The organism is Paeniglutamicibacter sp. ORCA_105, assembly GCF_045798545.1.
GTDB lineage: Bacteria > Actinomycetota > Actinomycetes > Actinomycetales > Micrococcaceae > Paeniglutamicibacter > Paeniglutamicibacter sulfureus.
The window spans coordinates 1-23,647 of sequence record NZ_JBIXLM010000047.1 but is presented as its reverse complement, the minus strand read 5'-3'; the positions used below and the strand labels follow the sequence as shown (position 1 = coordinate 23,647).

Genomic DNA, 23,647 nt, shown 5'->3' with positions numbered 1-23,647 from the left:
TTGGCTACTGCCCGGGGGCGGTGCCGCCGTAGTGCGCGGCTAGGCGCCTCAGGCCCTCGTCGATTCCCACCCGGGGTGCCCAATCCAGCACCTCGCGGGTCTCGCGCTGGTCGAACCAATGCGCTGTCGAGAGCTGCTCTGCCAGGAACCTGGTCATGGGCGGCTCGTCTTGCACCAGGTTGCGTGACCCTGCGGCCAGCCACGCGCGCTCGATGAGCGAGCCCGCGCCGCGTGCCAGCCAGCCCGGGACGCTGAGCCGGGGTGCGGGCACGCCGCCGGCGCGGCAGATCCCGGAGATCAATTCACCCACCGGGCGCGGTTCTCCGTTGGTGATGACCAGGGCCCGGCCGTGGGCGTGTTCCATGCGTTCAAGCCCGCGCACGATGGCATCGGCGGCGTTGTCGATGTAGGTGGTGTCGATCAACGCGGCGCCGCCATCGAGCAGCGGCAGCCTTCCCGACCTGGCGCGTTCGATGACGCGCTCCACCAATTGGGTGTCGCCAGGTCCCCAGACCACGTGCGGCCTGATGGCGGTGACACGGAAGTCGGCCGCATCCAGTGCCAGCGCGCTGAGCTCTGCCGCCGCCTTGGAACGGGCATAGTTTCCGTGGGCACGGTCCGGGTCCGCCATACCTGCACCGGCGCCCGCCAGCGGCTCGCCGAAGTGGGCGACGGAGGGGGAGGAGACGAACACGAAGTCCGCCGCCCCCGCGCTGCGGGCTGCCTCCAGCAGGGTCTTGGTCCCGGTGATGTTGGTTGCCGTGAAATCGTGCCAGGACCCGGTGAAGGAGACCTTCGCCGCCAGGTGGATGACGGCGTCCATGCCGTCAACGGCCCGGCGCACCGCGGCAGGATCGGTCAGCGAGCCCAGCACCTCGTCGGTGGCTCCCGCGCTGGCCCGGCGCTGGAAGGTGCGCACCCGGTACCCCTTGGCGCGCAGCAGCGAAGCCACCGCGCCGCCAAGCAGCCCGCTGGCACCGGTGACCAGCACGCGGCGGCCGGTGTCCGGGTTCCCCTGGTTGCTCACGGGTTGCGGATCCGTCCGCCGGCCAGGGTGACGGTGGCCCAGGAGGCCAGCGCGGCCCGATCGATCTTGGAATTGTGCCGGATGTCGGTGGGCAACGCCGGGACCACCAGCACCGCGGACACCTCGGTCCCGGTGCCTGCGACCGCGGCGCGCACGGCTGTGGCCAGCGCCTCGGGGGCGGGGGCCGCGCGGCGCACCGGCGGCACCGTCTCCATGACGATGACGGGGGCCTGGGTGCCCGAGGGCCCCACACCGACCAGTGCTGCGCGTCCGGCGCCCCGGACCGATTCGGCTGCCTGTTCACCGGCGACCGGGGTCCGCGGTCCGGAGGCAGTGTCCAGCACGTGGCCGAGCCTGCCTTCCACCCAGAGCCGTCCGGCCGTATCGAGATGTCCCACGTCCCCGGTGCGGTGCCAACCCGGGATGGAGGTGCTGAGTTGTTCGGTGATCCAGAGCCTGTCGTAGCGGTCCTTCACGTGCGGGGCGCGCACCAGGATTTCCCCGGTGAGGTTGGCAGCGGTCTGCGGCTGGTCGCCGGCTCGCCCGTTGGCGTCCAGCGGGGCGATGGCGACCCGGGCCCCGGCGACGGGGGCGCCGACGCAGACCCCGTTGCCGGCACCGGCAGCCCGGATGCCCTCGAGGTCGATGTCGGTGACCGGCAGGGCTTCGGTCATCCCGTACGGGGTGTGCACGCGGGCACCGGGCACGAGGTCCTGGATCTTTGCCAGCAGCGGCTCGGGGATCGGGGCGCCGGCCGAGAGCAGCAGCGAGATGCCTGCCAGGGTCCGGCGTTGGGCGGCATCGAGGCCTTCCCGGGTTTCCAGGACGTTGGCCAGGGCAGCGGGGGAGGCGAAGACCGTGGTGGCATCCACGGCGGCCGCCGCATCTGCCAGTGCCGTGGCGGTGAGCGTGCGCGGGGCGGTGACATCCATGTCGGGGGTCACCGAGGTGGCGCCCAGGGCGGGGCCGAGCAGCGCGAACGGGGCGAAGCCCGCCACGAGCGCCGAACCGGCCTTCAGGTCATAGGTCTCGCGCAGGGTGTCCCGCATGGCCGCCAACTGGCGGTGGGTGTACACCACGCCCTTGGCGGGGCCGGTGGATCCCGAGGTGAAGAGCACCGCCGCATCGGCATCGGGGTCCGCCGGGGTGAATTCCCGGTGTTGGGCGGCGGTGGTCGTGCCCGCCTTGAGCAGTTCGGGCACGGTGTGTGCCACGCCGAGCAGGGTGCGCTTGGCGGCGGGCATGTCCCCGGCGGCGATCCGGGTTCCGGGCCAGCCCAGGAACCTCGCACCGGTCAGTGCGCGGTCGATTCCAATGAGGTAGCCGGGGCCGGCCCCGCGGATGGCTCGGCCCAGCCCCTTGGTGCCCAGACCCGCATCGGCCACCACGATCACGGCGCCCAAACGCAGGCAGGCATAGATCAGCGAGGTCAGTTCGATGCCCGGGGGCACCAGAAGATTGACCCGGTCACCGGGCTTGACCCCGATGTGCGCCAGGCCGCGGGCCAGCGCGTTGACCCGGTTGCCCAGTTCCGCCCATGACAGCGAGCCGGCCGGGTTGATGTCCACCACCGCGGTGCCGGTGTCCTGCGTGCGTCCATCGAGTTCGGCCAGCATGGGCCGGTATTCGGCCAGGGCCCCGGCGCGCCGGGCGGTGTGCGCGGTGTTTGCCCGGGCCAGCCAGTCAAAGACCGGGGTGGCGATGTCGCGGTCCTCGGGAAGCAGGTGGCCGGCGCCCTCGAAGCGGTGCACCGCGGCGTGGGGGAGCCGGTCCATCAGGTCACGCAGGTAGCGGTCGGAGAATACCGGGTCCTTGGGTCCCCAGAGCAGCAAAGCCGGAACCTCCAGCGTGCGCAGGCCATCGGCGATGGCATCGAGGGCGGTGCGGCTGGGGTGGTCCTCGGTGAAGGGGATGTCGGCAACGAAGTTCGCCACTCCGGTCCTCCGCCCCGCATTGGCGTAGGGGGCCATGAAGGCCTGGCGGACGATCGGTTCCAGGGCCGGCTGCGCCAGCGAGTGGGTGGTGCGCAGGAAGGCGTCGGTGGTTTTGGTGCCCCAGCCGTGGACCGCGGGGTGGGAGGCCAGGCGCAGCGCTGCGGGCAGTTCGTAGCCGGCCGGGTGCACCGCGGTGTTGGTGAGCACCACGTTGGCCAGTTGGTCCGGGTGTGCCAGGGCCCAGCCCAGGGAAATGAGTCCGCCCCAGTCGTGGCCGACCGTGGTCACGTCTCCGGTCAGCTTCAAGGCGTTGGACAGGTCGCCGAGGTCGTTGACCCGGTCGGCGAGCCGGCGGAACACGCCGGTGCGCACGGAGAAGCCCATGTCCAGCTGGTCAACCGCCACCACGCGCCAGGGCAGGTCGTGGGTGGCCACGTGCTGCAGCAGGCCGCGCCACAGGTAGGACCAGGTGGGATTGCCGTGCACGCACAATAGCGTGCCGACCGGCGTGATGCCCTTGTCGGCCAGCTCGGAGGCGTTGTCCAGCAGGTGCCATTGGTGGCTGGTGCCCGGTGCATCCACGTCCGAGGTGGAGGGCACCATGACGCGGCGGGAGTACCGGGAATCGACACCGGGGAAGAACTCGGTCACCAGGCAAGCTCCAGCATGGCGGTGTTCAGCCCGGAACCTACCCCCATGCACAGCACCCGATCACCGGGCTTCAGTGTCTTGGCTTCCTGGGAGAGGGTCATGGGCAGCGATGCGGGCCCGACATTGCCCCACTTGGGGAACGTGATGGGGACCCGGTCGCGGACCAGGCCGACGGCCTTGATGATGGCATTGGTGTAGGAATTGGATACCTGGTGGGTGACGTAGCGATCCATGGATTTCCAGTTCCAGCCGGCCTGGTGGGCCTCGTCCCAGGCATCGACCACCAGTTCCAGGCCGTTGTCCAGCAGCCCCTTGGTGTCGGTGTACATGCCCGACGGGCCTCCGACGCACAGTTTGTGGTGTTCGGTTCCCGCACGGGACACCCCGCCAACGATGCGGTGCGCGCCGGGGTGCGCATCGGCCGGGCCGATGACCGCGGCGGCGGCGCCCGAACCCAGGGTGAGGGTCGCGAATTCCCGCAGGTAGTCCTCGCGGGTGGAGTCCTCGGCATTGAGCCGGCGGAACGTGGTTTCCTGGGTCGGCTGGGCATCCTCGCCCGCGACCACCAGGGCGTACTTGATCTGCCCGGAGTCGATCATGTTCGCGGCCAGGGTCATGCCGTTGACGAAGCCCAGGCAGGCGTTGGCCACGTCGAAGTTCATGGCCGAGGACGGCAGTCCCAGGTCGTGGTGGATCTTGGAGGCCACCGAGGGTTCCAGGTTGCGGCGGGTGACCGAGGTGTTGATCAGCAGGCCGATCTCGCCCGGCTCGATGCCGGCCTCGGCCAGGGCCTTGCCGCCGGCCTCGACCGCGGCATCGTCGAAGCTGGTCCCCTCGGACCACCAACGGCGCTCCATGACGCCGGCAACACGCTCCAACAGCTTTTTCGACAAGCGCAGGCGCTTGAGGCTGGGGGCCAGACGTTCGTCGAATTCCCCGGAGGTCATGACCACCGGGGCCTGCACGCTGGTGACGGCCAAGAGGGCCGAATTATGGTGCCGAAACGTTGCATTGCCGTTCAAAATCTAGCCTTTGTGTCGGGGCTGTCGTGCCGGTGTCGGGCGCGAAGAATACGGACGCCGGATCCATCTCAAGGTCCAACGATTAAAAATGTCCTCGTCCTACCGTATTCCCTCGGCGTGCCCGGGGCACACACGGGCGCGCCAAGCGTCGCCCGCGGGGATCGCGTTGCTAGTGCCTGGCATTGGCCTGTGCAGGCGGGCCATTGACGGGCTTGGTGCAATTGGTGTCCCAGTCGGCCGGGCCGTTTCCGCCCGCGGCGTATTCAGCCAAGGGCACCGCATCGTCGGCCCACGCGGTGAGGATCGGGTCGACGATGCGCCAGCATTCCTCCGCTGTGTCTCCGCGCACGGACAGGGTCGGGTCGCCGGAGAGCACGCCGAGGAGGACTTCGCCGTAAGGAAGGAGGTCCGGGGAGTTGAGTTCGGCGGCCAGGGTGACACGGTCCAGGGTGTAGAGGTCGCCGGGGCCGTTGACGTCCAGGTCCAGGGACAGCGTGTCGGGGCCGAATCCGATACGTAGCTTCGTGGGTTCGTCGGTGCCCTTGAATCCGGTGGGTAGGTGGGAGACCGGGCGGAAGGTGATGATGGCTTCCTTGCGCGCGGTTCCCAGTGCCTTGCCGGCACGCAGGATGAACGGGACCCCGGCCCAGCGCGAGTTGTTGATGTTCAGCGTGACCTCTGCCAGGGTCTCGGTCTTCAGGGCCGGTTCCACGCCCTCTTCGGTGGCATAGTCGGGCACCGGCCGGCCCTTCGAGGTTCCGGAGGTGTAGCGGGCACGGCGCGTGGAGTCGGCCGCGTTGCCGGCCAGGGCTGTGGCGCGCAGCACCGAGCCGAGGTGGTCGCGCACGTCGCGTTCCTTCAGCGTCGCCGGCGCATTCATGGTCAGCAGGCCAAGGATCTGCAAAAGGTGCGACTGGATCATGTCACGCAGCGCCCCGGCGCCGTCGTAGTACCCGGCCCGGCCCTCCAGTGCCAGCTCCTCGTCGTAGAAGATTTCCATCTTCTCAACGTGCTCACCGGTGAACAGGGGTTCGAGCAGCCGGTTGGCGAAGCGCAGGCCCAGGATGTTGAACACCGTGCCCTTGCCCAGGAAGTGGTCCACCCGGTGGATGTTTTCCTCCGGGACCAGGCGGATCAGCGTCCGGTTCAGTTCTTGCGCGGATCTCTGGTTGGAGCCAAACGGCTTTTCCATGACCAACAGCGTGGACTCGGGAAGTTCCCCGGGTTCCAGGACCTCGCAGGCCTTCTGGCTCACAGCGGGGGGAAGCGCGAAGTACAGTGCCACTGGCCCCTCAAGGGAATCGACCAGGGCGGCCAGTTCGCCGGGTTTTGTGACGTCGAGTTCGGCGAAGCGGGTGTCGGCGGCAATCTTGTCGAGTTCGGTGCCGCCCGGGCCCGTGGCCTGTTTCTTCGCCGCCGCGCAGACCTCGTTGACGCGCTCTTGCCATTTCTCCTGTGAATAACCCGGGCCGCCGGCCCCTGCAAGCTTCAGCCCGCGGGCCCGGCCCGAGCCAACCAGCCGGGCCAGGCCCGGAAGCAACAGTCTTCCGGTGAGGTCGCCGGAGGCGCCGAGGATCAATAATGTGGTTACGTGGGTGCCGGTTTGTCCGCCTGAATCAAGGTTCACATCTCCAAGACTGCCATGTGTTGAAGAAAGAGCCCCATGTTATTGGTAATCTTGGATGTTGAGTCCAGCGGGTTAGACCGCGCCTAACGCCCACAACGAAAGAAGTGCACGGCACGTGTTCAATTCACTCTCCGACCGCCTGACATCCACCTTCAAGAACCTCCGCGGCAAGGGACGGCTTACCGAGGCCGATATCGACGGCACCGTTCGTGAGATCCGCCGTGCCCTGCTGGACGCCGACGTCGCCGTCACGGTGGTCCGTGCCTTCGTGGCCCATGTCAAGGAACGTGCCCTGGGCGAAGAGGTTTCGGCCTCGCTGAACCCGGGCCAGCAGATCGTCAAGATCGTCAACGAGGAACTCGTCGGCATCCTGGGCGGGGAGACCCGCCGGCTGAACCTGGCCAAGGTCGCCCCCACGGTCATCATGCTCGCCGGCCTGCAGGGTGCGGGTAAGACGACCCTGGCCGGCAAGCTGGCCAAGCACCTCAAGGCCCAGGGCCACACCCCGCTGCTGGTGGCGTGTGACCTCCAGCGTCCCAACGCCGTCAAGCAGCTGCAGGTCAACGGCGAACGCGCCGGCGTGCCGGTGTACGCACCGCACCCGGGCGTCTCCTCCGAGTTCGAGTCGGCCACCGGCGACCCGGTGGCAGTGGCGCGCGACGGCGTTGCCGAGGCCCGCACCAAGCTCCACGACGTGGTCATCGTCGACACCGCCGGACGCCTGGGCATCGATGCCGAAATGATGCAACAGGCAGCTGACATCCGCGCCGCCGTCAACCCGGACGAGGTCCTCTTCGTCATTGACGCGATGATCGGCCAAGATGCTGTCAACACCGCCCAAGCGTTCAACGACGGCGTCGGGGTCACCGGCGTGGTGCTCACCAAGCTCGACGGCGACGCCCGCGGCGGTGCCGCCCTCTCGGTGGCCTCGGTCACCGGCAAGCCCGTCATGTACGCCTCCACCGGCGAGAACCTCGACGACTTCGAGATCTTCCACCCGGACCGCATGGCCTCGCGGATCCTGGACATGGGCGACATCCTCACCCTGATCGAGCAGGCCGAGCAGAACTGGGACAAGGGCGAGGCCGAGCGGATGGCGAAGAAGTTCGCCGACCGCGAGGACTTCACGCTCGATGACTTCCTGGCCCAGATGGCCCAGATCCGCAAGATGGGATCGATGAAGAAGATCCTGGGCATGATGCCCGGATCGCAGATCTCCCGCCAGCAGCTCGAGCAGTTCGACGAGTCGCAGATCGACCGGATCGAGGCCATCGTCCGCTCCATGACCCCGCACGAGCGCGTGGCACCGAAGATCATCAACGGCTCGCGCCGCGCCCGCATCGCCAAGGGCTCGGGCGTGCACGTCTCCGAGGTCAACTCGATGCTCGAGCGCTTCGGCGAGGCCCAGAAGATGATGAAGAAACTGGCCTCCGGCGGGGGCATCCCTGGCATGCCCGGCGGGCGTCCAGGCGCCAAGAAGGGTGCCAAGGGCTCGGCCAAGAAGAAGCAGAAGTTCGGGAACCCGGCCAAGGCCGCGCAGCTGGCGGCGGCGGAGGCCAACAAGGCCAAGGCCCCCTCGGGTGCCGCCTTCGGCGCCGGGCCCAAGGATTTTGACCCCTCCGAATTGAACCTGCCGAAGGGGTTTGAGAAGTTCCTTGGCAAGTAGCCCCGGGGAGCCGGATGGAGGCGCGGCGCCAGCGTGGCTGATCGCCTCCATGGCGTTCATCTTCGATGAGCCCTCCGGCGTCCAGGCCCACCGACGCCTGAAGGAGACCCTGCGCGCCCGGCAAAGCATTTCCCTGCTGGCCGAACCCGTCTCCTGGGGCAAGCTCTCGGTGGTCGAGATGGTCGTGGCGGTGAACCCCGACGGTTTCATCGTCATGGCCGATGAATCGGGGGAGATCTCCTTTGGTCAGCAGATCGAGGGATTCGCCATCGCCCTGAAACGTGGCACCGGAGCGCTCTACGCCGACTTCGACGGGGTGGATGCCGAGAGCGGGGAACCTGTCGCCGACGAGGCGCTCGAGCACCCGACCGGAGGGCGATCGGTGCTGTTGGGCACCTTCAAGGAATCCGAGGTGGCGTTCTTTGCCGGTGCCACCAAGACGGCGTGGCAGCACTTCTCCACCGAACACGGCGACGTGGCGGTGCACCAGGGCTACATGCCCGAGATCATGTTGTCGAAGTCGACGTTCCCCGCCATCATGCTCTCGCGCCTTGGCCCGCGCTTTTCCATGGTCTTCTGGTTCGAGGGCCAGAGCCGCAAGCTCCACGGCTACCCGGGCTTCGGCCACGGCTGGTCGGTTGCTGCCGAGCCGGTGCTCGACCCCGTGCCAGGCACCAAGGCGGCCGAGGTTTCCGAATTCCTCACCCGCGAATGGCTCGCGCCGGACCTGGAATCCATTGCCCAGCTCTCCGAATACGGCATCGGCGAGGACGTGATCACCCAGCTCAACGAGGCACTTGCCGGCAGCGGGGCGGTCGAGAAGTTGCGCGCCGTGCTTGAAATCTTTGGTCGGCCCCGCGCCCTGGCCGACTACGTGGAGGATGGCACGGTGCCGGAATCTGCGCGCCCGATCGAGCCCCGCGGACTGGGCCCAACCGTTGCCAAGGCCATGGGTGCCGACGCGCGCGAGGCCAAGGGCATCCGCAAGTTCTTCAACATCCTTTCCTGGCGACCCCGCACGCAGGTCCTGTGGGGCGTGTTCGAGGCGGTGATTGCGGTGGCACTGGTGCTGCTCACCGACTGGCAGCAACCCTGGCTGCCAGTCTGGGCCGTGGCGCTCATTGCCGCGCTCTGGGGAGTAGACGCACTGTCGAACATCGGCATCGGCACCTGGCGGCTTACCCGGGATCGTCGCTCGGGCCACTAGCCAGTACCCTCCCATTTCCAGCCAGGACTGCACACACGATGTCCGCCGGTCGGGCCCGGGCTGTCCAGGCCGGCACGCCCCAATCCCACCATGGGATCGACTCCGGGACGCGGAGTGTTTCCCTCGCCGACAGGTCATAAGCCGTCCAGCGAACCGATTCCCTGCCTCCGATGTCAAAACCCTTGTGCCGAGGCGGAACTATTGCTTTGCTCTTAATGACAGGGTTTTCCGCGGAGCCCCGGAGCTCCGGAAGACCGCATCGTGGCAGCGCCGATGGTCGTCGGGATACGTTGAGGATCCCACATGGGGTCGCTGCCTCCCCCGGCGTCGCCACGCAACGACGGGCCATTCACCAATTCACATCGAGTCCAGAGAAAACCGAACCGGGGCGCGAGGAGAAACATGCGCTGTGAAAGGTCATGGGCGGCCGGGTTTCCATGGCAGACATCGCTTCCAAGGCGCGGACCTATTGGAGGAAGACCATGAACGTCAATGATTTCAGTGCCCCCTACACACCCGAGGTCCCGTTGGACCGGCAAGCAGTTCGGCCGACCGTGCAGCCGGCAATCAAGAACCCGTGGACCGATACCGCCAAGCGGACGGCGACCGGAACGACCCCTGGGGCAGTGGGCCCCTTCGCTACGGCCGGAGATGGCGCAGCCGGAAACGACGCGCCGGGACCGGTCACCTCCGGGAGGGAGTCCGCGGGGCACATGGCCCGGGCCGCCGGAACCGAGGCACACCATATTGCGCGGGACCTTGGGGATGAGGGGTCCAGGTTGTTCTCCACCCTCGGCGACGAGGTCCGGAACCAGGCCTCCATGCAGCAACGCCGGGTGACCACCACGCTCCGTGAAATCAGTGACGAGTTCGCGTGGATGCTCCATGACGGTTCTGCCAACGGTCTGGCCGGGAACGTCGTCGAACGGGCAACGGTGTACAGCGCAAACGCGGCTGATTGGTTGGACGGGCGGGACCCCGGTAACCTTGTTCAGGAGACCAAGCGGTTTGCGAAGCGACACCCGGCGGCATTTCTTGGAATTGCCTTGGGCGCCGGCCTGGTTGCGGGCCGTCTGACCCGGAACGCCGGCGAAGGTGCGTCCGCACGGGAGGCAAACGACGCGCGCACAGGCAGGACCCCGGTATCCGCAGAGCGCCCACGGAATGACTCCGCAATGCAGCGGGCGGAAGGTGCGAACATTGGCGGCACCGAGCCTCGGCGCACCGAAGGCAACCTCGATGTTGGAGGCAAGCCTTCGGGACTGCACGGCCCGGGGCCGGGATTCAGCCGACCATGAGCAGGCAACCAGCGGACGTCCAGCCCCAGGACACCCTGGATTCGCCCCGCACCCGTGGTTCGAACCGGACGCAGCGCCATGCGCTAGAGGACCGGTTCAGGGGATTCACCGAAAAATTCGATGCCATCGTCCACCAGCAGATCGGGCTGGTCAAGGGCGAGATCCGGATCCTCTACCGCACGGTGCGCAAGGGGATGAGGCTTTATGCCGGGGCCGTCCTGGCCGGACAGTTCGCGTTCCTCTTTCTGGCATTGGCCGCCCTGGCGGGCCTGGCAACCTGGATCGGCTGGGGATACGCAGTACTTCTTCTGGCAGCGTTCTGGGTCATCGTCGCCGCCGTACTCATCGACATGGGCAGGAACGGGTTCGAGGATTTCGACGGCCTGCCCGATGGCAACGCAACCAACCGGGAGATGCCCCGGAGAACCAGTTCCCGGCCCACGGCACCGTGAAACGCGCGCCGGAGACGGGAGGGATGCGCTTGGACGATGAAGCATGACACTTCCCGGCTTCCGATGGGGATGCCCTTGGGGACCAGGACGGAGGTTTCGAGCGGGACAAACCAGGTGAGGGACCGGTCTCGCCTCATCCTCCCGGAAAGGTACAAAATGCGTTTACCCCCCAGAAGAAAACCATACAAAAGGAGCGACCATGGCTACGTGCGATATGTGCGGCAATGACTATGACAAGACCTTCACGCTGACCCGGGGCGGGGGAGACCCGGACGTTCGACAGTTTTGAATGTGCCGCCCATATGATGGCGCCTGCATGCGCCCACTGCGGATGCAGGATCCTGGGCCACGGCGTGGAAAGTGAGACCGGCATGTACTGTTGTGCCCATTGCGCCCGCGAGGCGGGGCACGCGCAGGCAACCGACAGGGCCTGACAATCGCGAGGCGTTCGCTCAGCTCCCGTGCTGGGCCCTTTGATCGAACATTGATTCCCGGGGGACACGGGCGGTGCACTGGCCCCAACTGGAGAATGACAGCCTGGAGAGGCGAGGCGACCACGCGTTGCTCTCAGCCTTTCGTGGCGACATTCCTCGGTAGACCTTCGACGTGAGGAATGTCGCCGGTCTCGTTGCGGACCGCGGCGATTTCCGCGGCGGGGACACCGTGTTCCAGCGCCGCGCGCGTGATGGCGTCCAAGGTTTCCTGGCGTTGCCTCAGCAAGAGCCGAGCGGCCGCCACGTCTTCGCTGGCTGCCCGGATCAGGTCCAACTCATGCACGGCACTTTCCTTTCACTGGCCATTCCAATGCGGCCTCTATGTTCGGTCAATTCGTTCGTCAGGCAGGCTGGACAACTGGAACCCGGACAGCGTGCTGGTCAATGCTTACGGCACATCCTGGGCGGCTTGCTTCGGCACTCGTTTCGAATGGACAGTCCGTCCTTCGGCATCCGATGGTGTTACATCAGCCTCTTTCCGTCAATCCCAAGTCAAGCATTGGCCACCTGGCGGATCAATGAATGGGCGTCAGATGCGCCCGCGTTCCCGTCCCGTCGACGCATTAAGGATGGAATGCGGCGTTAGCGGCGGTCGGGTGGTCCGCACCGCCAGGAATTCCTCGCACTGGCCGCACCAGCATTCAATCTCCCAAGTTGCCGGTTCGGAAATTCGATGCGGCAGGGGGATGACTTTTTCAAAAACGAGGTAGTGATCGCTTTGGCAGCTTTGACAGATGACTGCCGAACCATTTTTTGTCGGGGCTGGCGACGTAGGGACGCGCATGGCGGCCGCCGGCACGGGCAATGAACCGTGACGTTGCGGCTCCGCAAGCAATTGGGGGGACTTCATGAACCCGATCCTCGAGTTTCGCTGAAAGGCAACGGGTTCCCGGGGACTGGAGAAGCCACGTGTGGTTGGCGGAAGAATCCGCCAACCGAAGACCTTTTGATTATGTAGGTGAAGTGTCACAGAGCACAAGCATTTCGACATCGCGTCCATGTGCGTCACACGCCCCCGGGGGGCTGAACCCACGCCGAGTCCACGGACGGCGAATGCAATAGTTGATGACGTATTGGATTCGGGTGTTCGTGTTTAGCGATGGGACCATGGTGCGGATACACGGCTCACCCCCGGTCTCCTTCACGACCATCGAGCAAGAGATCAAGCACCGCACGATCCGGCCGCTGCCCCGGATCGGCAACCACGCCACGTTCAAAAAGTGCAATCACCCGCGGGTTCACGTAGGAGTCCCGGGCGACGGCCGGGGTGTTGTGCAGCCAGTCGGCGGCTTCCTGGATGGCTGCGGTGACGGCTTCGGGCGACGTGGCCCCCGCCCGCTGGGCACGGCCCAAGGACACGGCCGCCACTACGGAGCCCTGCCATGTGCGAAAGTCCTTGGCGGTGAACCCATGACCGGCAACGTCGCCCAGATAACCGTTTACCTCGGTGTCCGATACTGCCGTCCATTGCTTCCGGCGACCGGATGCCACGGCGTGGCAGATCGCCGGCCCCGAACCGGGGGTGCGCGGCAGCGAGGAAAAATAGTCGGCCAGTAGGGGATCGCTGATCGTCACGTCCCAGGTTCCTGCTGATTTGCCGGAGAAATGCAGGTGTACGGTGTGGCTCTCGGTCTCAAGGTGTCGCTTGAGCAGGGTCGTCGCGCCGAAGGAACCGTTCTCTTGGGCATAGGCGACGCCGCCGATCCGAAGTCCGGCTCGGTCCATGAGCCGTACGGCAGCTGCCAGCGCTCGTCTTCTGGGGTCTTGGGTCTGCTTCAGGTCACGGGTCACGATGCGGCGGAGGACCGGGAGCCGCTGGGCGAAGGCCAGGGAGCGGATGAATTTTTCGTCATCGCGAACCTCGCGCCAGCGGGCATGGTAGAGGTACTGCGTGCGTCCCGCTGCGTCCACCCCTGTTGCCTGGATGTGGGCCTTTGGGGAGGAAGCGATCCATACCTCCGTCCAGGCCGGGGGAATCGCCAGTTGCCTGATCCGCTCGAGCAGCCGCTCCGAGCGGATCCGCCGCCCGTTGGCCGACAGGTAACTGAAGCCGCGTCCGGCAGCCAGCCTGCGAATGCCCGCGGTACCGGGCTCCACGCGTTCAAGGCCATCGTGCATTTAGGCGCCCTTGCGGGACTTGCTCTTTGCAGCGGGGGCATCGGCGGTCTTGGTTGTCGTGGTCTTCTTTTTCGCAGGTGCCTTCTTCTTCGCCGGCGTCTTTTTTGTGCCCGTCGCCTTCTTGCCGGTCCCGCTTTGCGCCGCCGTGCCGCCCCCGTCCGCCTCACTTGGCTGGCCCTTGCGGGCAATGCTGCGCTTGAGCGCCTCCATCAAGTCAATGACGTCCCCGGTCTCGGTCTCCTGCGCATCGGTGTCCTTCGCGCCGAAGGTCTTTTCGGTGTCAAGGGAATCGCCTTGCTTGAGCTTCTCCTCGATCAGCGTGCGCAACTGTACCTGGTAGTCGTCCTCGAATTCCTCGGGAGTAAAATCGGCGCTGAACTGCTTGACGAGGGCCGCGGACATCTTCAGCTCCTGCGGACTGATCTTGCTGCCTTTCCTGGTCTCCGGGAAGTCCGCCTCGCGGACCTCGTCCCCCCAGAGCAGCCCCTGGAGCACCAAAACGTCCCCGCGCACGCGCATGGCACCCAATCGGGTCTTCTGCCGCAGCGCAAATTTCACCACCGCGGTCAGTTCGGTCTCTTCAAGGGTGCGGCGCAGCAGCGAGTAGGCCTTGGGCGATTTCGAATCGGGGGCAAGGTAGTAGCTGCGTTCGAGCATGATGGGATCGATTTGATCGCTTGGCACAAACTGAACCACCTCGATCTCCCGGCTCTTCTCCGCCGGAAGGGCCTCCATGTCCGAGCCGCTGAGCACCACCGTCCGCTCACCGTCGTCATAGGCCTTGTCGATGTGCTCGTAGTCGATCTTCTTGCCGCAGACCTCGCAGCGGCGCTGGTAGCGGATTCGGCCGCCATCGGCGTCGTGCACCTGGTGGAGTTGGACGTCGTGGTCCTCCGTGGCGCCATAGGCCTTGACCGGCACATTGACCAGCCCGAACGCAATGGATCCGGTCCAGATTGCTCTCATGTTCCCAGTCAAGCACCCGGGGCATCCGGTGACCAGAGAATGCGCATCAATTCCCTCCTTCTAGGTCCGGTCGTCCGCGGGCTTCAGGTCGCTGGTCGCAGGGCCCTCGATCAAGATGCCCGAGGGCGTGAAGCGGGAGCCGTGCAGCGGGCAGTCCCAAGAACGTTCCTCGTCGTTCCAGGTGAGGATCCCACCCAAATGGGTGCAGATGGCCGAGACCCGACAGGTACGCCCATCCACGATCGATTCGGCGACGGGGTGCACGCCGTCATGGACCACCCTGCCATCTGTTCGTCCCGGCGCGGTTGCCTCTTCGGAGTCGGGGGCTTCTTCGGCGACGCGGGAATTGGACTGGGTCAGAGCGTGCGCCCAACCGGTCACCAGTCCCTTGGCAACACCCGCATTGAATTTGCCGGTTTCGGCCAGTGCCGCGGCACCGGAGGTGCGATGGGCCAACACCGCGCCCCAGGGGGTCTCCTCGCCCAGGAATTCGGTTGAGAGCCTCAAGGCGGCTGCGACGGCGTTAGTCATGCCCCACTTGTTATATCCGGTGGCGACGTGGATCCGGCCGCCGCCGCGCGGCATCGGACCGACGAACGGCACGGCATTGACCGAACGGTAGTCCTGTGCGGACCAAGCGTGCGTGCGTTCGGCCACCGCGAAGTGCTCCCTGGCCCACAGGTCCAGATCCCGGGCGGCTGCGCGCGGGGACCCTGCGCCGACCGGGTGGCCGTTGCCTCCCACCAGCAATACGGGCTTTCCGTGGCGTGTGGCAGTGCGCAGGGAACGACCTGGGTTCCCGACCGAGAGATACATGCCTTGCGGAAAGGGCCGGCCGTGGGGGGTGCCGGTGTAGGCAGCGAGGTATGAACGGGAAGGTTCCAGTTTGGCGAAGAATCCACCCCTATCCAGGACAGGGGTGCCCGTGGCGATGATCAGCGTGTCGGCGAACAGCAATCCTTGACTCGTGGTGATCTCCAGGGGTGCGGAATTGCCCGCGCCGGTGAGACGGGTGTCCTCGAAGACCTTGACTCCGCGGGTGCGGACGTCGTTGCATAGGGCCCTCAACGCTGCCACGGGGTCGAACTGGGCCTGGTCGCGCAGGACGAGGGCGCCGGCAACCGCGTACGGCAGCCCGATATCCGGATCCTCAAGGGTGTCGATTTGCAGTCCGGCTTCACTGCTGGCCTCCGCCTCCTTTTCGAGTTGTTCACGGCCCGAGGCATCGACTGCATAGGTGAAGGCATCACGGGATTGGTGCGGTACCCCGACCTCGTCAAGATACCGCAATAGCCAGGCCTGTCCCTCCTTGTTCCCTTCCACATAGGCATGTGCGACTTCCGCAGGGAAAATCTTGCGGATTTCCTGCATCGTGGTGCCCTGAAGCAGACTGAGTTTCGCCGTGGTGTGCCCGGTGGTCCCGGCGCCCACGAATCGGGACTCGATCACTGCCACGCGCAATCCGGCCCTGCTGAGAAGCAGCGAGCTAACCAGACCGGTGAGGCCGGCCCCGGCCACCACCGCGTCGTAGTGCCCGTCGGGTACGAAGAGGTCTGTTGCAATGCCAGGTCGAGGATCTAGCCATATCGAGTCCATGGTGTGCTCCTTGGGTTGCTTCTGCGGTTTTTTGTGATGTCAGCGTCACTGGAGTGTTTCCCTCCAGCTACTGGGGACGCCTATTCTTCGGGTCATTTTCCAGCAAGGCATCCGAAAGCTTCGCCGCTGACTCGACCTGGGTGAAAAGCGGATCGCAGTCCGGCCCCCCGTCCTGCGTTGTTGCCATGTGCGATCCATCCCTTGCGTTTCGGGTACTCCCCAAACAGGTGCTTGAATTGGCAAAGCTGGCGGGCCAACCAATCCGTCAGGGGTCTTGTCCAGCAAAGTTCTGGGGATAGCGGATTGACTGATAAGGCCAGCATCTCGATCCCGCTCTCGTGGTCTTTGCTTCCCCGTTCGCGATCTGCGTCCCACCCTTCTGCATACCTGACATAGAAATCAGCAGAATGTTTGACCATTCGTTCAAGATCGACGAGCGAATCCAGCATCGGGACATCCACCGGTATTACCTCCCAAATAGAGCTCGTATGCACCACTAGAGAGGCATCGATGGATTTCTTGCTTTCTCGCTGGCCCTGGCATGGGCTTGGGTGGATCGCTGGCATATGGATCCAACGCGTGATGGCGTGCTCGATATCGAGGGAAGGTCGAAGGACCACTCGTCTGCGTCGTTCGCTTGTGTAGTTCACTCTGTTAGCGCCGATGTGCCAGGACGGCTGCCGTGGGACGTCTTCTCGAAACGCGGAGATTGCGCGTGATGTCCGGCTCATGGGAGCAATTACGGACTGCTCATCAGCAAGCGGTCCCTTTATTGGCAATCGCGGTCGTCGGACCTCATCCTTCCGTGACTGTGCAAATTCGAATTCGGTTATGACTCTCCCGGATCTGGAGATCTGCGCCATGCTTCGCCCCTTGCACGTCGGCGGGAAAAACATCGTAGTCATTCCGGGCGACCCAGGGTTCCCTGACCAAGCCCGGCAGTTGCATTGGTTTCGACGGTGCCCAGTCCTCGATCACGGGACCGTCGCCCGCTAGCTAGTATTCGCCGCGCAGGCGGCTCTGAGCTCTGCTAACCGAGCCATATGACGGTCCCATGGTCGGGCTGTGTAGTTCGACTCTAATGGCACTCTTGCCATGCAAGGAAGGACTTTACACGTTGCCCGGAACATTCAATATCGACGTATTTATCGAATCGCGTGGAAGGCATCTCCAGTTATCGGAATATTACGGGGTTGAATCACCTGGAGGACCTTCGGTGCACCCGCAATTGAAGGCGATGGAAGGTTTTTACGGTTCAAAAGCCATCTCGGCGAGTCGCCAAAAACGGGTTGTCACGTCGGTGCTGGTTTATTACATTGGGTCTCGTCATCCCGCTCGTATAGGGGTCGAAGATACAAAAGGAGAAGAATCATGGCAGATGAATACAACTCCGGACAGTTCGGAAACCAAGACGAAAACGAGAACCAAGATCTGATCGGCGGGGAGGCCGATGCTGGCAGCTTCGGCAACGGACAAAGCACGGATGGCTCGGAATTGGCCAGTGATTTAGGCGGCGATGGCGGCCAGGAGTCCGGTGGGTTCGGCGGCGGCCAGGAGTCCGGTGGGTTCGGTGGCGGCGATGGCGGCCAGGAGTCCGGCGGGTTCGGCGGCGGCCAGGAGTCCGGCGGGTTCGGCGGCGGCCAGGAGTCCGGTGGGTTCGGTGGCGGCGATGGCGGCCAGGAGTCCGGTGGGTTCGGTGGCGGCGATGGAGGCCAGGAGTCCGGTGGGTTCGGCGGCGGCGAAGAACGCCTCGAGTCCGAGCAGCTCGGCGAACGTTCCGGTAGCAGTGAAGACGAGACGCTTGGCGAATTCGGCAACGAGGATCGTTAAGTATCAAGCGTGTGTCCAATAAAGGACGAGAACGCCCTCAGTGGTCGCTGTTCTTCGGAACGGCGACCACTGTCGCTTGGTGAGGGTAGGTGTCTTTCGGTTGAGCGTCCACACTCCAAGAGCCTGCTGTTTCGATTGTTCAATTGACGTCGGAAACTCCGCTGTCTTTTCACGTTACTGGGTGGGGACACAACTGCACTCCCCGCACTCGGCCGCCCATTAGTTGAAACTGCCGCGCGAGAGTGGCGGCTGCGATTCACGAGCCTTTGACGGGTTGCCGGAGTATGTGGATCTTCATTCATTGGAGTAGCTTCAAAACGAATTCGATCGACCCAAACCGAAGCAGACCGAGAACGTGATAGTCGACGTCGCACGGGCGATGTCGTGGACCTCCAGTTCGAGGCAATCGATCTTACTCATTCCCATAGGATCATTCCCACAGGACCCAAACTCACGGCCAGAAAATCATGCGCTCCCAGTTGCCTGCCCTTGCAGTATTCCGGCACTGCGGAGTCCCTGTGGCTCCTCCCTGTATTGAAGGCGCGAGGTCCGCCCGAGTCGATGAAAAGTAGTCGCGATCGGTCCTCCGTACGTCAATTGACGATGGATGATTCAAGGTGCCACGTTTCCCATCCGGCGACCTGTACGGCAACACTGGGCTTGGACTCCGGTCGAAGGCCAGTTTCCGCCCAGACACCCTTTCCGGTTTTTGACGACTCAACCTCAAAGCAACGGTCACGGTCGTCCTCAAGGCTGTTTCGTACGGCCGTTCCGAAGCGCCGCGACAGCGATCCCAACAATTTTCATGGGGTCGATGTCAAAAAGGTTGTGTCCGCGCGATTCTCTTGTTTTGCTGATTTGTATCGCGGATCCTTTAGCAGCGGGGATCCAGCGTTTAGGTTCGGCACGGAAAGTTTCCTCTCTTGATCCTGAGCAAATCGCGAACATTCAGGAAGCCGAAATACTGAGCACAAGTCAAGTTCATTGATTCGCATACGCGCCAAGAACCCGGTGCGATGCATGCACGGTGTCCCGCCACACAAGCTGCGGGTCACGAAATCCGACGAATACTGCCCCACGGGGCGTGGATCAATTGGAGGTCAACCAATGAGTGAGAATGATTTCAACGCCGCATACCCGCCAGAGGGAAACTTAGGCGACGCAGGTCGTGTGCCGCCACCGAAGACGGGAGGACACAACGTCCAAGCGCATCGGAATGACCCGGTTTCCGAGCCGTTCAAGACAGGCGATCCCATTGTGCCGCCGGAACCACTTCTGCCTCCCGATCTAGGTGGACCCAGTACCGCCGGCGGCGACGCGAGAGTCTCTGGCGCCCCTGTGGTGGGCGCTCCTCAGCCGGGTTCCACGTCCGGGAAAGGCCAAGAAGCCAAGGAACAGGCTCGCGAACTGGCCGAAGACGGCAAGGAATCCGCCAGGCACGTAGGCCATGCAGCCAAACGAGAGGCGGAGTCTATACTCGACGACGCGAAAAAGCAGACCAGCAATCTGCTGGATGAACTTGGCTCGGACGTGAAGGCCCAGACCGCCGTCGCGCAGGAAAAAGTTTCCACGAACCTGCGCCAGATCAGCGATGAACTGCGCTCCATGTTGCAGTCCTCGGACGCCTCGGGCACTGCATCCCACCTCGTGGACCAAGCGGCCCGGTATAGCGGCGACGCCGCGCAGTGGCTTGGAAACAAGGAGCCGGGCGACATCCTCCACGAAGTCAAGGACTTTGCCCGTCGTCGTCCCGGGGCCTTTTTGGGCATCGCACTCGGTGCAGGATTGCTCGCCGGCAGGATCACCCGGAACGCCGGAAGCGGACCAGATGCCTCCGAAAAGTCCCGGGCCTCATCGGCGCAAATTCCCGAAATGGGCGAACCACGCGACGTAAGTCCGCTTCCGCCAACGGTTAACCAAACCATGGGTTCAGGTGCCGTCGGCGGCACAGGCGTCGACCCGGGGGTGGAGTACTACCCGCCCGCGGGTCGGGGGAACGGACAGGGGTTCAGCGGATCATGAGCGAATTTCCGACAAATACCGGTGCCCATCGGGCCGGCGCTCCGCCGAACGCGGAAACCACCGATGCTGCCGCGGACGTGTCGTTGGGAGACCTCTTTAGTGACCTGACACAGAACGTCTCGAACCTGGTACGCCAGGAAACCGAACTTGCCAAGGCCGAACTACGGGCTTCGGCCCGATCTGCAGGCAAGGGGGCGGGGCTCTACGGAGGCGCAGGAGTTGCAGGTCACTTCGTCCTGCTTTTCCTGTCCATAGCGGCCATGGTCGGGATCGCGAACTGGGTCGGCTACGGCTGGTCCGCCGTCATCGTTGCGGTGGTATGGGCCATTGTCGCCGCGGTCATGGCAAGCGTTGCCAAGAAGCAATTCAAAGAGGTGAAGGGGCTTCCCCAGACCGCCGAAACCATCAAGGACATCCCGCCAGCATTCAACCCCAAGGAGGAAACCCCATGAGCAGGGATCCGGAAGAGATTCGTGATGACATTGAGCGTACACGCGGAAACCTCAGTGAGGACGTGGACGCCATTGCCGACAAGGTCAGTCCCTCGAGTATTGCTCACCGGCAAGGCGAGCGGATTAAGGGTTCGGTACGTCGGGCCAAGGACGCGGTGATGGGCAGCGTTGAAACTGCAGGGGAAGATGCGAGCGACATGTTGCATAATGCCCCCGACACCATGGTCTCCAAGACCCGTGGGAACCCGCTGGCAGCGGGGCTCATCGCCTTTGGTGCCGGACTTCTCGTCTCTTCCCTCATACCGGGTAGCGACCAGGAACGCGACATGGTTCATGCGCTAAAGGAGAAAGCGGAGCCATTGACCGAGGAACTGTCCGAGGCTGCCAAGACCATCGCCGAGGACATGAAGGAACCGGCAACCGAGGCCGTGGAGAACCTGAAGTCCTCCGCTCGCGAATCGGCCGATACGCTCAGGACGGAGACGGCCGACGAAGCCAGCCACCTGAAGGACCAAGCCGGCGGTGCCGGGGCGAATGTGTCGGACTCGGGCGCAACCACGGGCGCAACACCGCGCACCACCACGGATCGCGGGGCAGCGTACCCCGATCCGCCACGCACGAGCGGCGGATTCCAGTAGCGCAAGGCGTTGTGCCGCGGGACCGGGGGATCCCGGCCCCGCGGCACACTGCTGTGCACCTCGTTCCCTCGCCCGTCGATCTAATCGCGCCGTGACGGCCTACTTCGGCGAACCCGGGGACGATCGCTCTAGCCGCTGCGGCCACAAACACACAACCGGGACCAACAAATGAATCCACCACGCTTCGGGAGGAAACAATGAAGGCATTGACATGGCAGGGAAAACGAAAGATCGAGTTCACGGAAGTGCCCGATCCGCGCATTGAAGAGCCCGGGGACATCATCATAAAAGTAACATCGAGCGCAATCTGCGGATCCGACCTCCACCTCTACGAATTGTTGGGCCCGTACATGCACGCCGGCGATATTGTGGGGCACGAACCCATGGGTATTGTCGAGGAAATCGGGTCGTCGGTTTCCAGGGTGAAGGTCGGTGACCGGGTGGTCATACCCTTCAATATCTCCTGCGGCAGCTGCTGGATGTGTGACCGCGGACTGCAGTCGCAGTGCGAAGTCACCCAAGTGCACTCCCACAACAAGGGGGCCGCATTCTTCGGTTACTCGGAACTTTATGGCCGGGTGCCCGGAGGACAGGCGGAATACCTGCGTGTTCCCCATGCCGATTACGGCGCGATCGTGGTCGGAAAGGAACTGCCCGACCACCGCTACCTCTTCCTTTCCGACATCCTGCCCACCGCTTGGCAGGGCGTGGCCTACGCCGATGTCCCGCAAGGGGGGACCCTGGCGGTCTTCGGGCTAGGGCCAGTGGGCCAGCTCGCCGCACGCATCGGCACGCACCTGGGTCAAAGGGTGATTGGCGTGGACCCCGTGCCCGAACGCCGCGCCATGGCCGAACGCCACGGCATCGAGACCATGGACTTTGGAAAACACATTGCCAAGGAACTATTGGATGCAACGGGCCGGGGACCGGACGCAGTGCTGGATGCGGTGGGGATGGAAGCCCACGACTCCCCGGGAGCCCAGGTTTTGCAACAGGCCACCGGGTTCCTACCGGACAAGATTGCGAAGCTGGCCATGGAAAAGGTCTCGGTTGATCGCACCGCAGTGCTTCATGCGGCCGTGGCCTCGGTGCGCCGGGGCGGCACGATTTCCCTCAGTGGCGTGTATTCCGGGGCGGCTACGCCCATGCCCATGTTGGAGATGTTCGACAAGCAGATCCAGTTGCGTCAGGGGCAATGCAATGTCCGGCATTGGACCGAGGAGCTACTTCCCTTGGCCGAGGACACAACGGACCCCTTGGGTCTGGATGATCTGGTGACACACACGGTGCCCCTGGACCGTGGCCCTGAACTCTATGAGACATTCCAGAAGAAGCAGGACGGCTGCATCAAGGTCGTGTTGCAGCCCTGATCGGGGGAATGGGGAAGGGGAATCGAAGGTGTTGTCCGCGATCCCCTTCCCATTCCTTTGCCCACCGGGCTACGTGTTCCTTCGTTCGTTTGCGTCAGGATCCTCGCCGCGTGCCGTGGCTTCCAGACGAAGGTCCTTGCCCTCCTGTATGTCCTTTTCCTCGCGTTTCCGTAGCTTGTCGCTGGCCTTGGTGTCGCGAGGCGGCAATTGAAGTGACGCCTCGGCCTCTATGCCGCCTTGCAATTCGCGAGCCCGTTCTGCTTCGCTGTCGAAGATGGCGCCGAAGAGCAACGACAGATTGGCAATCCAGATCCACAGCAGCATCACGATGACTCCGCCAATGGTTCCGTAGGTCTTGTTGTAATTGCCGAAGTTCGAGACGTAAAAGAAGAAGCCCAGGGTCGCGATCGCCAGGATGAGCAAGGCAATGGCCGAGCCGGGACTGAGCCAGTGGAACTTTGGTTGCTTGACGTTGGGGGTGCCGTAATAGAGCACCGCTATCAGGACTACGGCGAAAAGCACCAGCACCGGCCACTTGGCAATGTTCCAAATACTGACCGTGGTTTCGCCTAAACCGACGGCGTCGCCGATGGTTTGGGCCAGCGGTCCGGAAATGACGAGCAGGATCGCCATGCCGGCGGTCATGAGGAGCAGTACGAGGGTCAGCAACAGCAACAGCGGTTTCAGTTTATAGAACGGGCGTCCCTCTTCCACGTCGTAAATACGATTCATCGCCCGCCCGAAGGCTCCGACGTAGCCGGAAGCGCTCCAGAGCGCACCCAGGAGACCGACGATCAATGCCAGTCCGGCCGATGGCGTGCTGGCGAGCTGTTCGATGGGCTGGCGCAAGGTATTTGCGACTTCGGGGCTCGCAATGCCTTCAAGCACCTGCATCATCGTTTGCGTGGTGCTTTCGGCTTGTCCCACGACGCCGAGCAATGAAACCAAGGCAAGGAGGGCAGGGAAAAGCGAGAGCATTGCAAAGTAGGTCAAGGCGGCGGCGAGGTCAGTGCATTTTTCACGCGAGAATTCCCTGATGGACCGGGTGAAGATGTACTTCCACGATGTCCCAGTCAAATCCGTGGGACTTTCCGGCTTCCGTTTGTCGTCGGGAGCGGGAGCCGACGTGGCCTTGGCTGCGGTATCGGCTGCTGATCCGCTGTGGCTGTTGGATCCCTTGTGGCTGGGCATAGAACACCTCGGCAATCTATTGTCTTCCGTGGATATTTTCCTGCTCGCCAAAAGTCAAACACGACCCCTCGGACGGAGCAACGATT

General features: G+C 64.2%; 20 protein-coding genes. 9 read left to right on the top strand and 11 right to left on the bottom strand.

All coding sequences use genetic code 11. The annotated features are described in order from the left end of the window. Positions 1 to 4: 4 nt before the first annotated feature. The 4 genes from ACIPUB_RS17685 to ACIPUB_RS17670 form a co-directional block, all read right to left on the bottom strand. Positions 5 to 1,027 carry an NAD-dependent epimerase/dehydratase family protein gene (locus ACIPUB_RS17685; protein ID WP_407608575.1) on the bottom strand — a complete coding sequence of 341 codons (1,023 nt, stop codon included), beginning with the start codon at positions 1,025 to 1,027 and terminating at the stop codon, positions 5 to 7. Beyond that, positions 1,024 to 3,612 carry an alpha/beta fold hydrolase gene (locus ACIPUB_RS17680; protein WP_407608574.1) on the bottom strand — a complete coding sequence of 863 codons (2,589 nt, stop codon included), beginning with the start codon at positions 3,610 to 3,612 and terminating at the stop codon, positions 1,024 to 1,026. Before ACIPUB_RS17680 ends, ACIPUB_RS17685 begins: the two co-directional genes overlap by 4 nt. Beyond that, positions 3,609 to 4,634: a 3-oxoacyl-ACP synthase III gene (locus ACIPUB_RS17675; RefSeq protein WP_302265945.1), complete on the bottom strand. Its 1,026-nt coding sequence runs from the start codon at positions 4,632 to 4,634 to the stop codon at positions 3,609 to 3,611. Before ACIPUB_RS17675 ends, ACIPUB_RS17680 begins: the two co-directional genes overlap by 4 nt. 169 nt (positions 4,635 to 4,803) lie before the next feature. Next, a complete protein-coding gene (locus tag ACIPUB_RS17670) occupies positions 4,804 to 6,261 on the bottom strand; it encodes a glucose-6-phosphate dehydrogenase (protein ID WP_407608573.1) in 1,458 nt (485 codons plus the stop codon). 115 nt (positions 6,262 to 6,376) lie between these two features. Here ACIPUB_RS17670 and ffh point away from each other — a divergent pair, with 115 nt between their 5' ends. The 4 genes from ffh to ACIPUB_RS17650 all read left to right on the top strand — a co-directional run bounded on the left by ffh (position 6,377) and on the right by ACIPUB_RS17650 (position 10,884). Beyond that, a complete protein-coding gene (gene ffh / locus ACIPUB_RS17665; RefSeq protein WP_407608572.1) occupies positions 6,377 to 7,927 on the top strand; it encodes a signal recognition particle protein in 1,551 nt (516 codons plus the stop codon). Next, positions 7,917 to 9,134, top strand: coding sequence for a hypothetical protein (locus tag ACIPUB_RS17660; protein WP_407608571.1), 1,218 nt, complete (start codon positions 7,917 to 7,919; stop codon positions 9,132 to 9,134). Before ffh ends, ACIPUB_RS17660 begins: the two co-directional genes overlap by 11 nt. Before the next feature lie 482 nt (positions 9,135 to 9,616). Next, positions 9,617 to 10,432 (top strand): hypothetical protein, encoded by an 816-nt coding sequence (locus ACIPUB_RS17655; RefSeq protein WP_407608570.1) that lies wholly within the window; start codon positions 9,617 to 9,619, stop codon positions 10,430 to 10,432. Further along, positions 10,429 to 10,884: a phage holin family protein gene (locus ACIPUB_RS17650; RefSeq protein WP_407608569.1), complete on the top strand. Its 456-nt coding sequence runs from the start codon at positions 10,429 to 10,431 to the stop codon at positions 10,882 to 10,884. The genes ACIPUB_RS17655 and ACIPUB_RS17650 overlap by 4 nt, the downstream gene beginning before the upstream one ends. A 567-nt stretch (positions 10,885 to 11,451) precedes the next feature. Here ACIPUB_RS17650 and ACIPUB_RS17645 read toward each other — a convergent pair. The 6 genes from ACIPUB_RS17645 to ACIPUB_RS17620 form a co-directional block, all read right to left on the bottom strand. Beyond that, positions 11,452 to 11,661, bottom strand: a complete 210-nt coding sequence (locus ACIPUB_RS17645) for a hypothetical protein (RefSeq protein ID WP_407608568.1) — start codon at positions 11,659 to 11,661, stop codon at positions 11,452 to 11,454. A 246-nt stretch (positions 11,662 to 11,907) separates the two neighbouring features. Next, the gene (locus ACIPUB_RS17640) at positions 11,908 to 12,228 is read right to left on the bottom strand and encodes a hypothetical protein (RefSeq protein ID WP_407608567.1); all 321 of its coding nucleotides are present in this window, start codon (positions 12,226 to 12,228) and stop codon (positions 11,908 to 11,910) included. Positions 12,229 to 12,503: 275 nt separating this feature from the next. Then, positions 12,504 to 13,496 (bottom strand): DNA topoisomerase IB, encoded by a 993-nt coding sequence (locus ACIPUB_RS17635; RefSeq protein ID WP_407608566.1) that lies wholly within the window; start codon positions 13,494 to 13,496, stop codon positions 12,504 to 12,506. Then, positions 13,497 to 14,462 (bottom strand): Ku protein, encoded by a 966-nt coding sequence (locus tag ACIPUB_RS17630; protein WP_407608565.1) that lies wholly within the window; start codon positions 14,460 to 14,462, stop codon positions 13,497 to 13,499. Between the two features lie 60 nt (positions 14,463 to 14,522). After that, a complete protein-coding gene (locus ACIPUB_RS17625) occupies positions 14,523 to 16,058 on the bottom strand; it encodes an FAD-dependent oxidoreductase (protein WP_407608564.1) in 1,536 nt (511 codons plus the stop codon). Positions 16,059 to 16,150: 92 nt separating this feature from the next. Further along, positions 16,151 to 16,624 (bottom strand): DUF6098 family protein, encoded by a 474-nt coding sequence (locus tag ACIPUB_RS17620; protein WP_407608563.1) that lies wholly within the window; start codon positions 16,622 to 16,624, stop codon positions 16,151 to 16,153. A gap of 805 nt (positions 16,625 to 17,429) precedes the next feature. Between ACIPUB_RS17620 and ACIPUB_RS17615 the strand changes: the two genes are divergently transcribed. The 5 genes from ACIPUB_RS17615 to ACIPUB_RS17595 all read left to right on the top strand — a co-directional run bounded on the left by ACIPUB_RS17615 (position 17,430) and on the right by ACIPUB_RS17595 (position 22,370). Beyond that, positions 17,430 to 17,888 (top strand): hypothetical protein, encoded by a 459-nt coding sequence (locus ACIPUB_RS17615; RefSeq protein WP_407608562.1) that lies wholly within the window; start codon positions 17,430 to 17,432, stop codon positions 17,886 to 17,888. A gap of 1,341 nt (positions 17,889 to 19,229) precedes the next feature. Further along, positions 19,230 to 19,910, top strand: coding sequence for a hypothetical protein (locus ACIPUB_RS17610; protein ID WP_407608561.1), 681 nt, complete (start codon positions 19,230 to 19,232; stop codon positions 19,908 to 19,910). After that, complete coding sequence (locus tag ACIPUB_RS17605; protein WP_407608560.1) at positions 19,907 to 20,362, top strand: phage holin family protein; 456 nt, start codon at positions 19,907 to 19,909, stop codon at positions 20,360 to 20,362. The genes ACIPUB_RS17610 and ACIPUB_RS17605 overlap by 4 nt, the downstream gene beginning before the upstream one ends. After that, positions 20,359 to 21,000: a DUF3618 domain-containing protein gene (locus ACIPUB_RS17600; protein WP_407608559.1), complete on the top strand. Its 642-nt coding sequence runs from the start codon at positions 20,359 to 20,361 to the stop codon at positions 20,998 to 21,000. The genes ACIPUB_RS17605 and ACIPUB_RS17600 overlap by 4 nt, the downstream gene beginning before the upstream one ends. A 197-nt stretch (positions 21,001 to 21,197) precedes the next feature. Then, positions 21,198 to 22,370: a zinc-dependent alcohol dehydrogenase gene (locus ACIPUB_RS17595; protein WP_407608558.1), complete on the top strand. Its 1,173-nt coding sequence runs from the start codon at positions 21,198 to 21,200 to the stop codon at positions 22,368 to 22,370. Positions 22,371 to 22,439: 69 nt separating this feature from the next. On the opposite strand, the gene ACIPUB_RS17590 is transcribed toward ACIPUB_RS17595, so the two are convergent. After that, on the bottom strand, positions 22,440 to 23,561 hold the full coding sequence (locus ACIPUB_RS17590) for a YihY/virulence factor BrkB family protein (protein WP_407608557.1): 1,122 nt from the start codon (positions 23,559 to 23,561) through the stop codon (positions 22,440 to 22,442). Positions 23,562 to 23,647 lie beyond the last annotated feature (86 nt).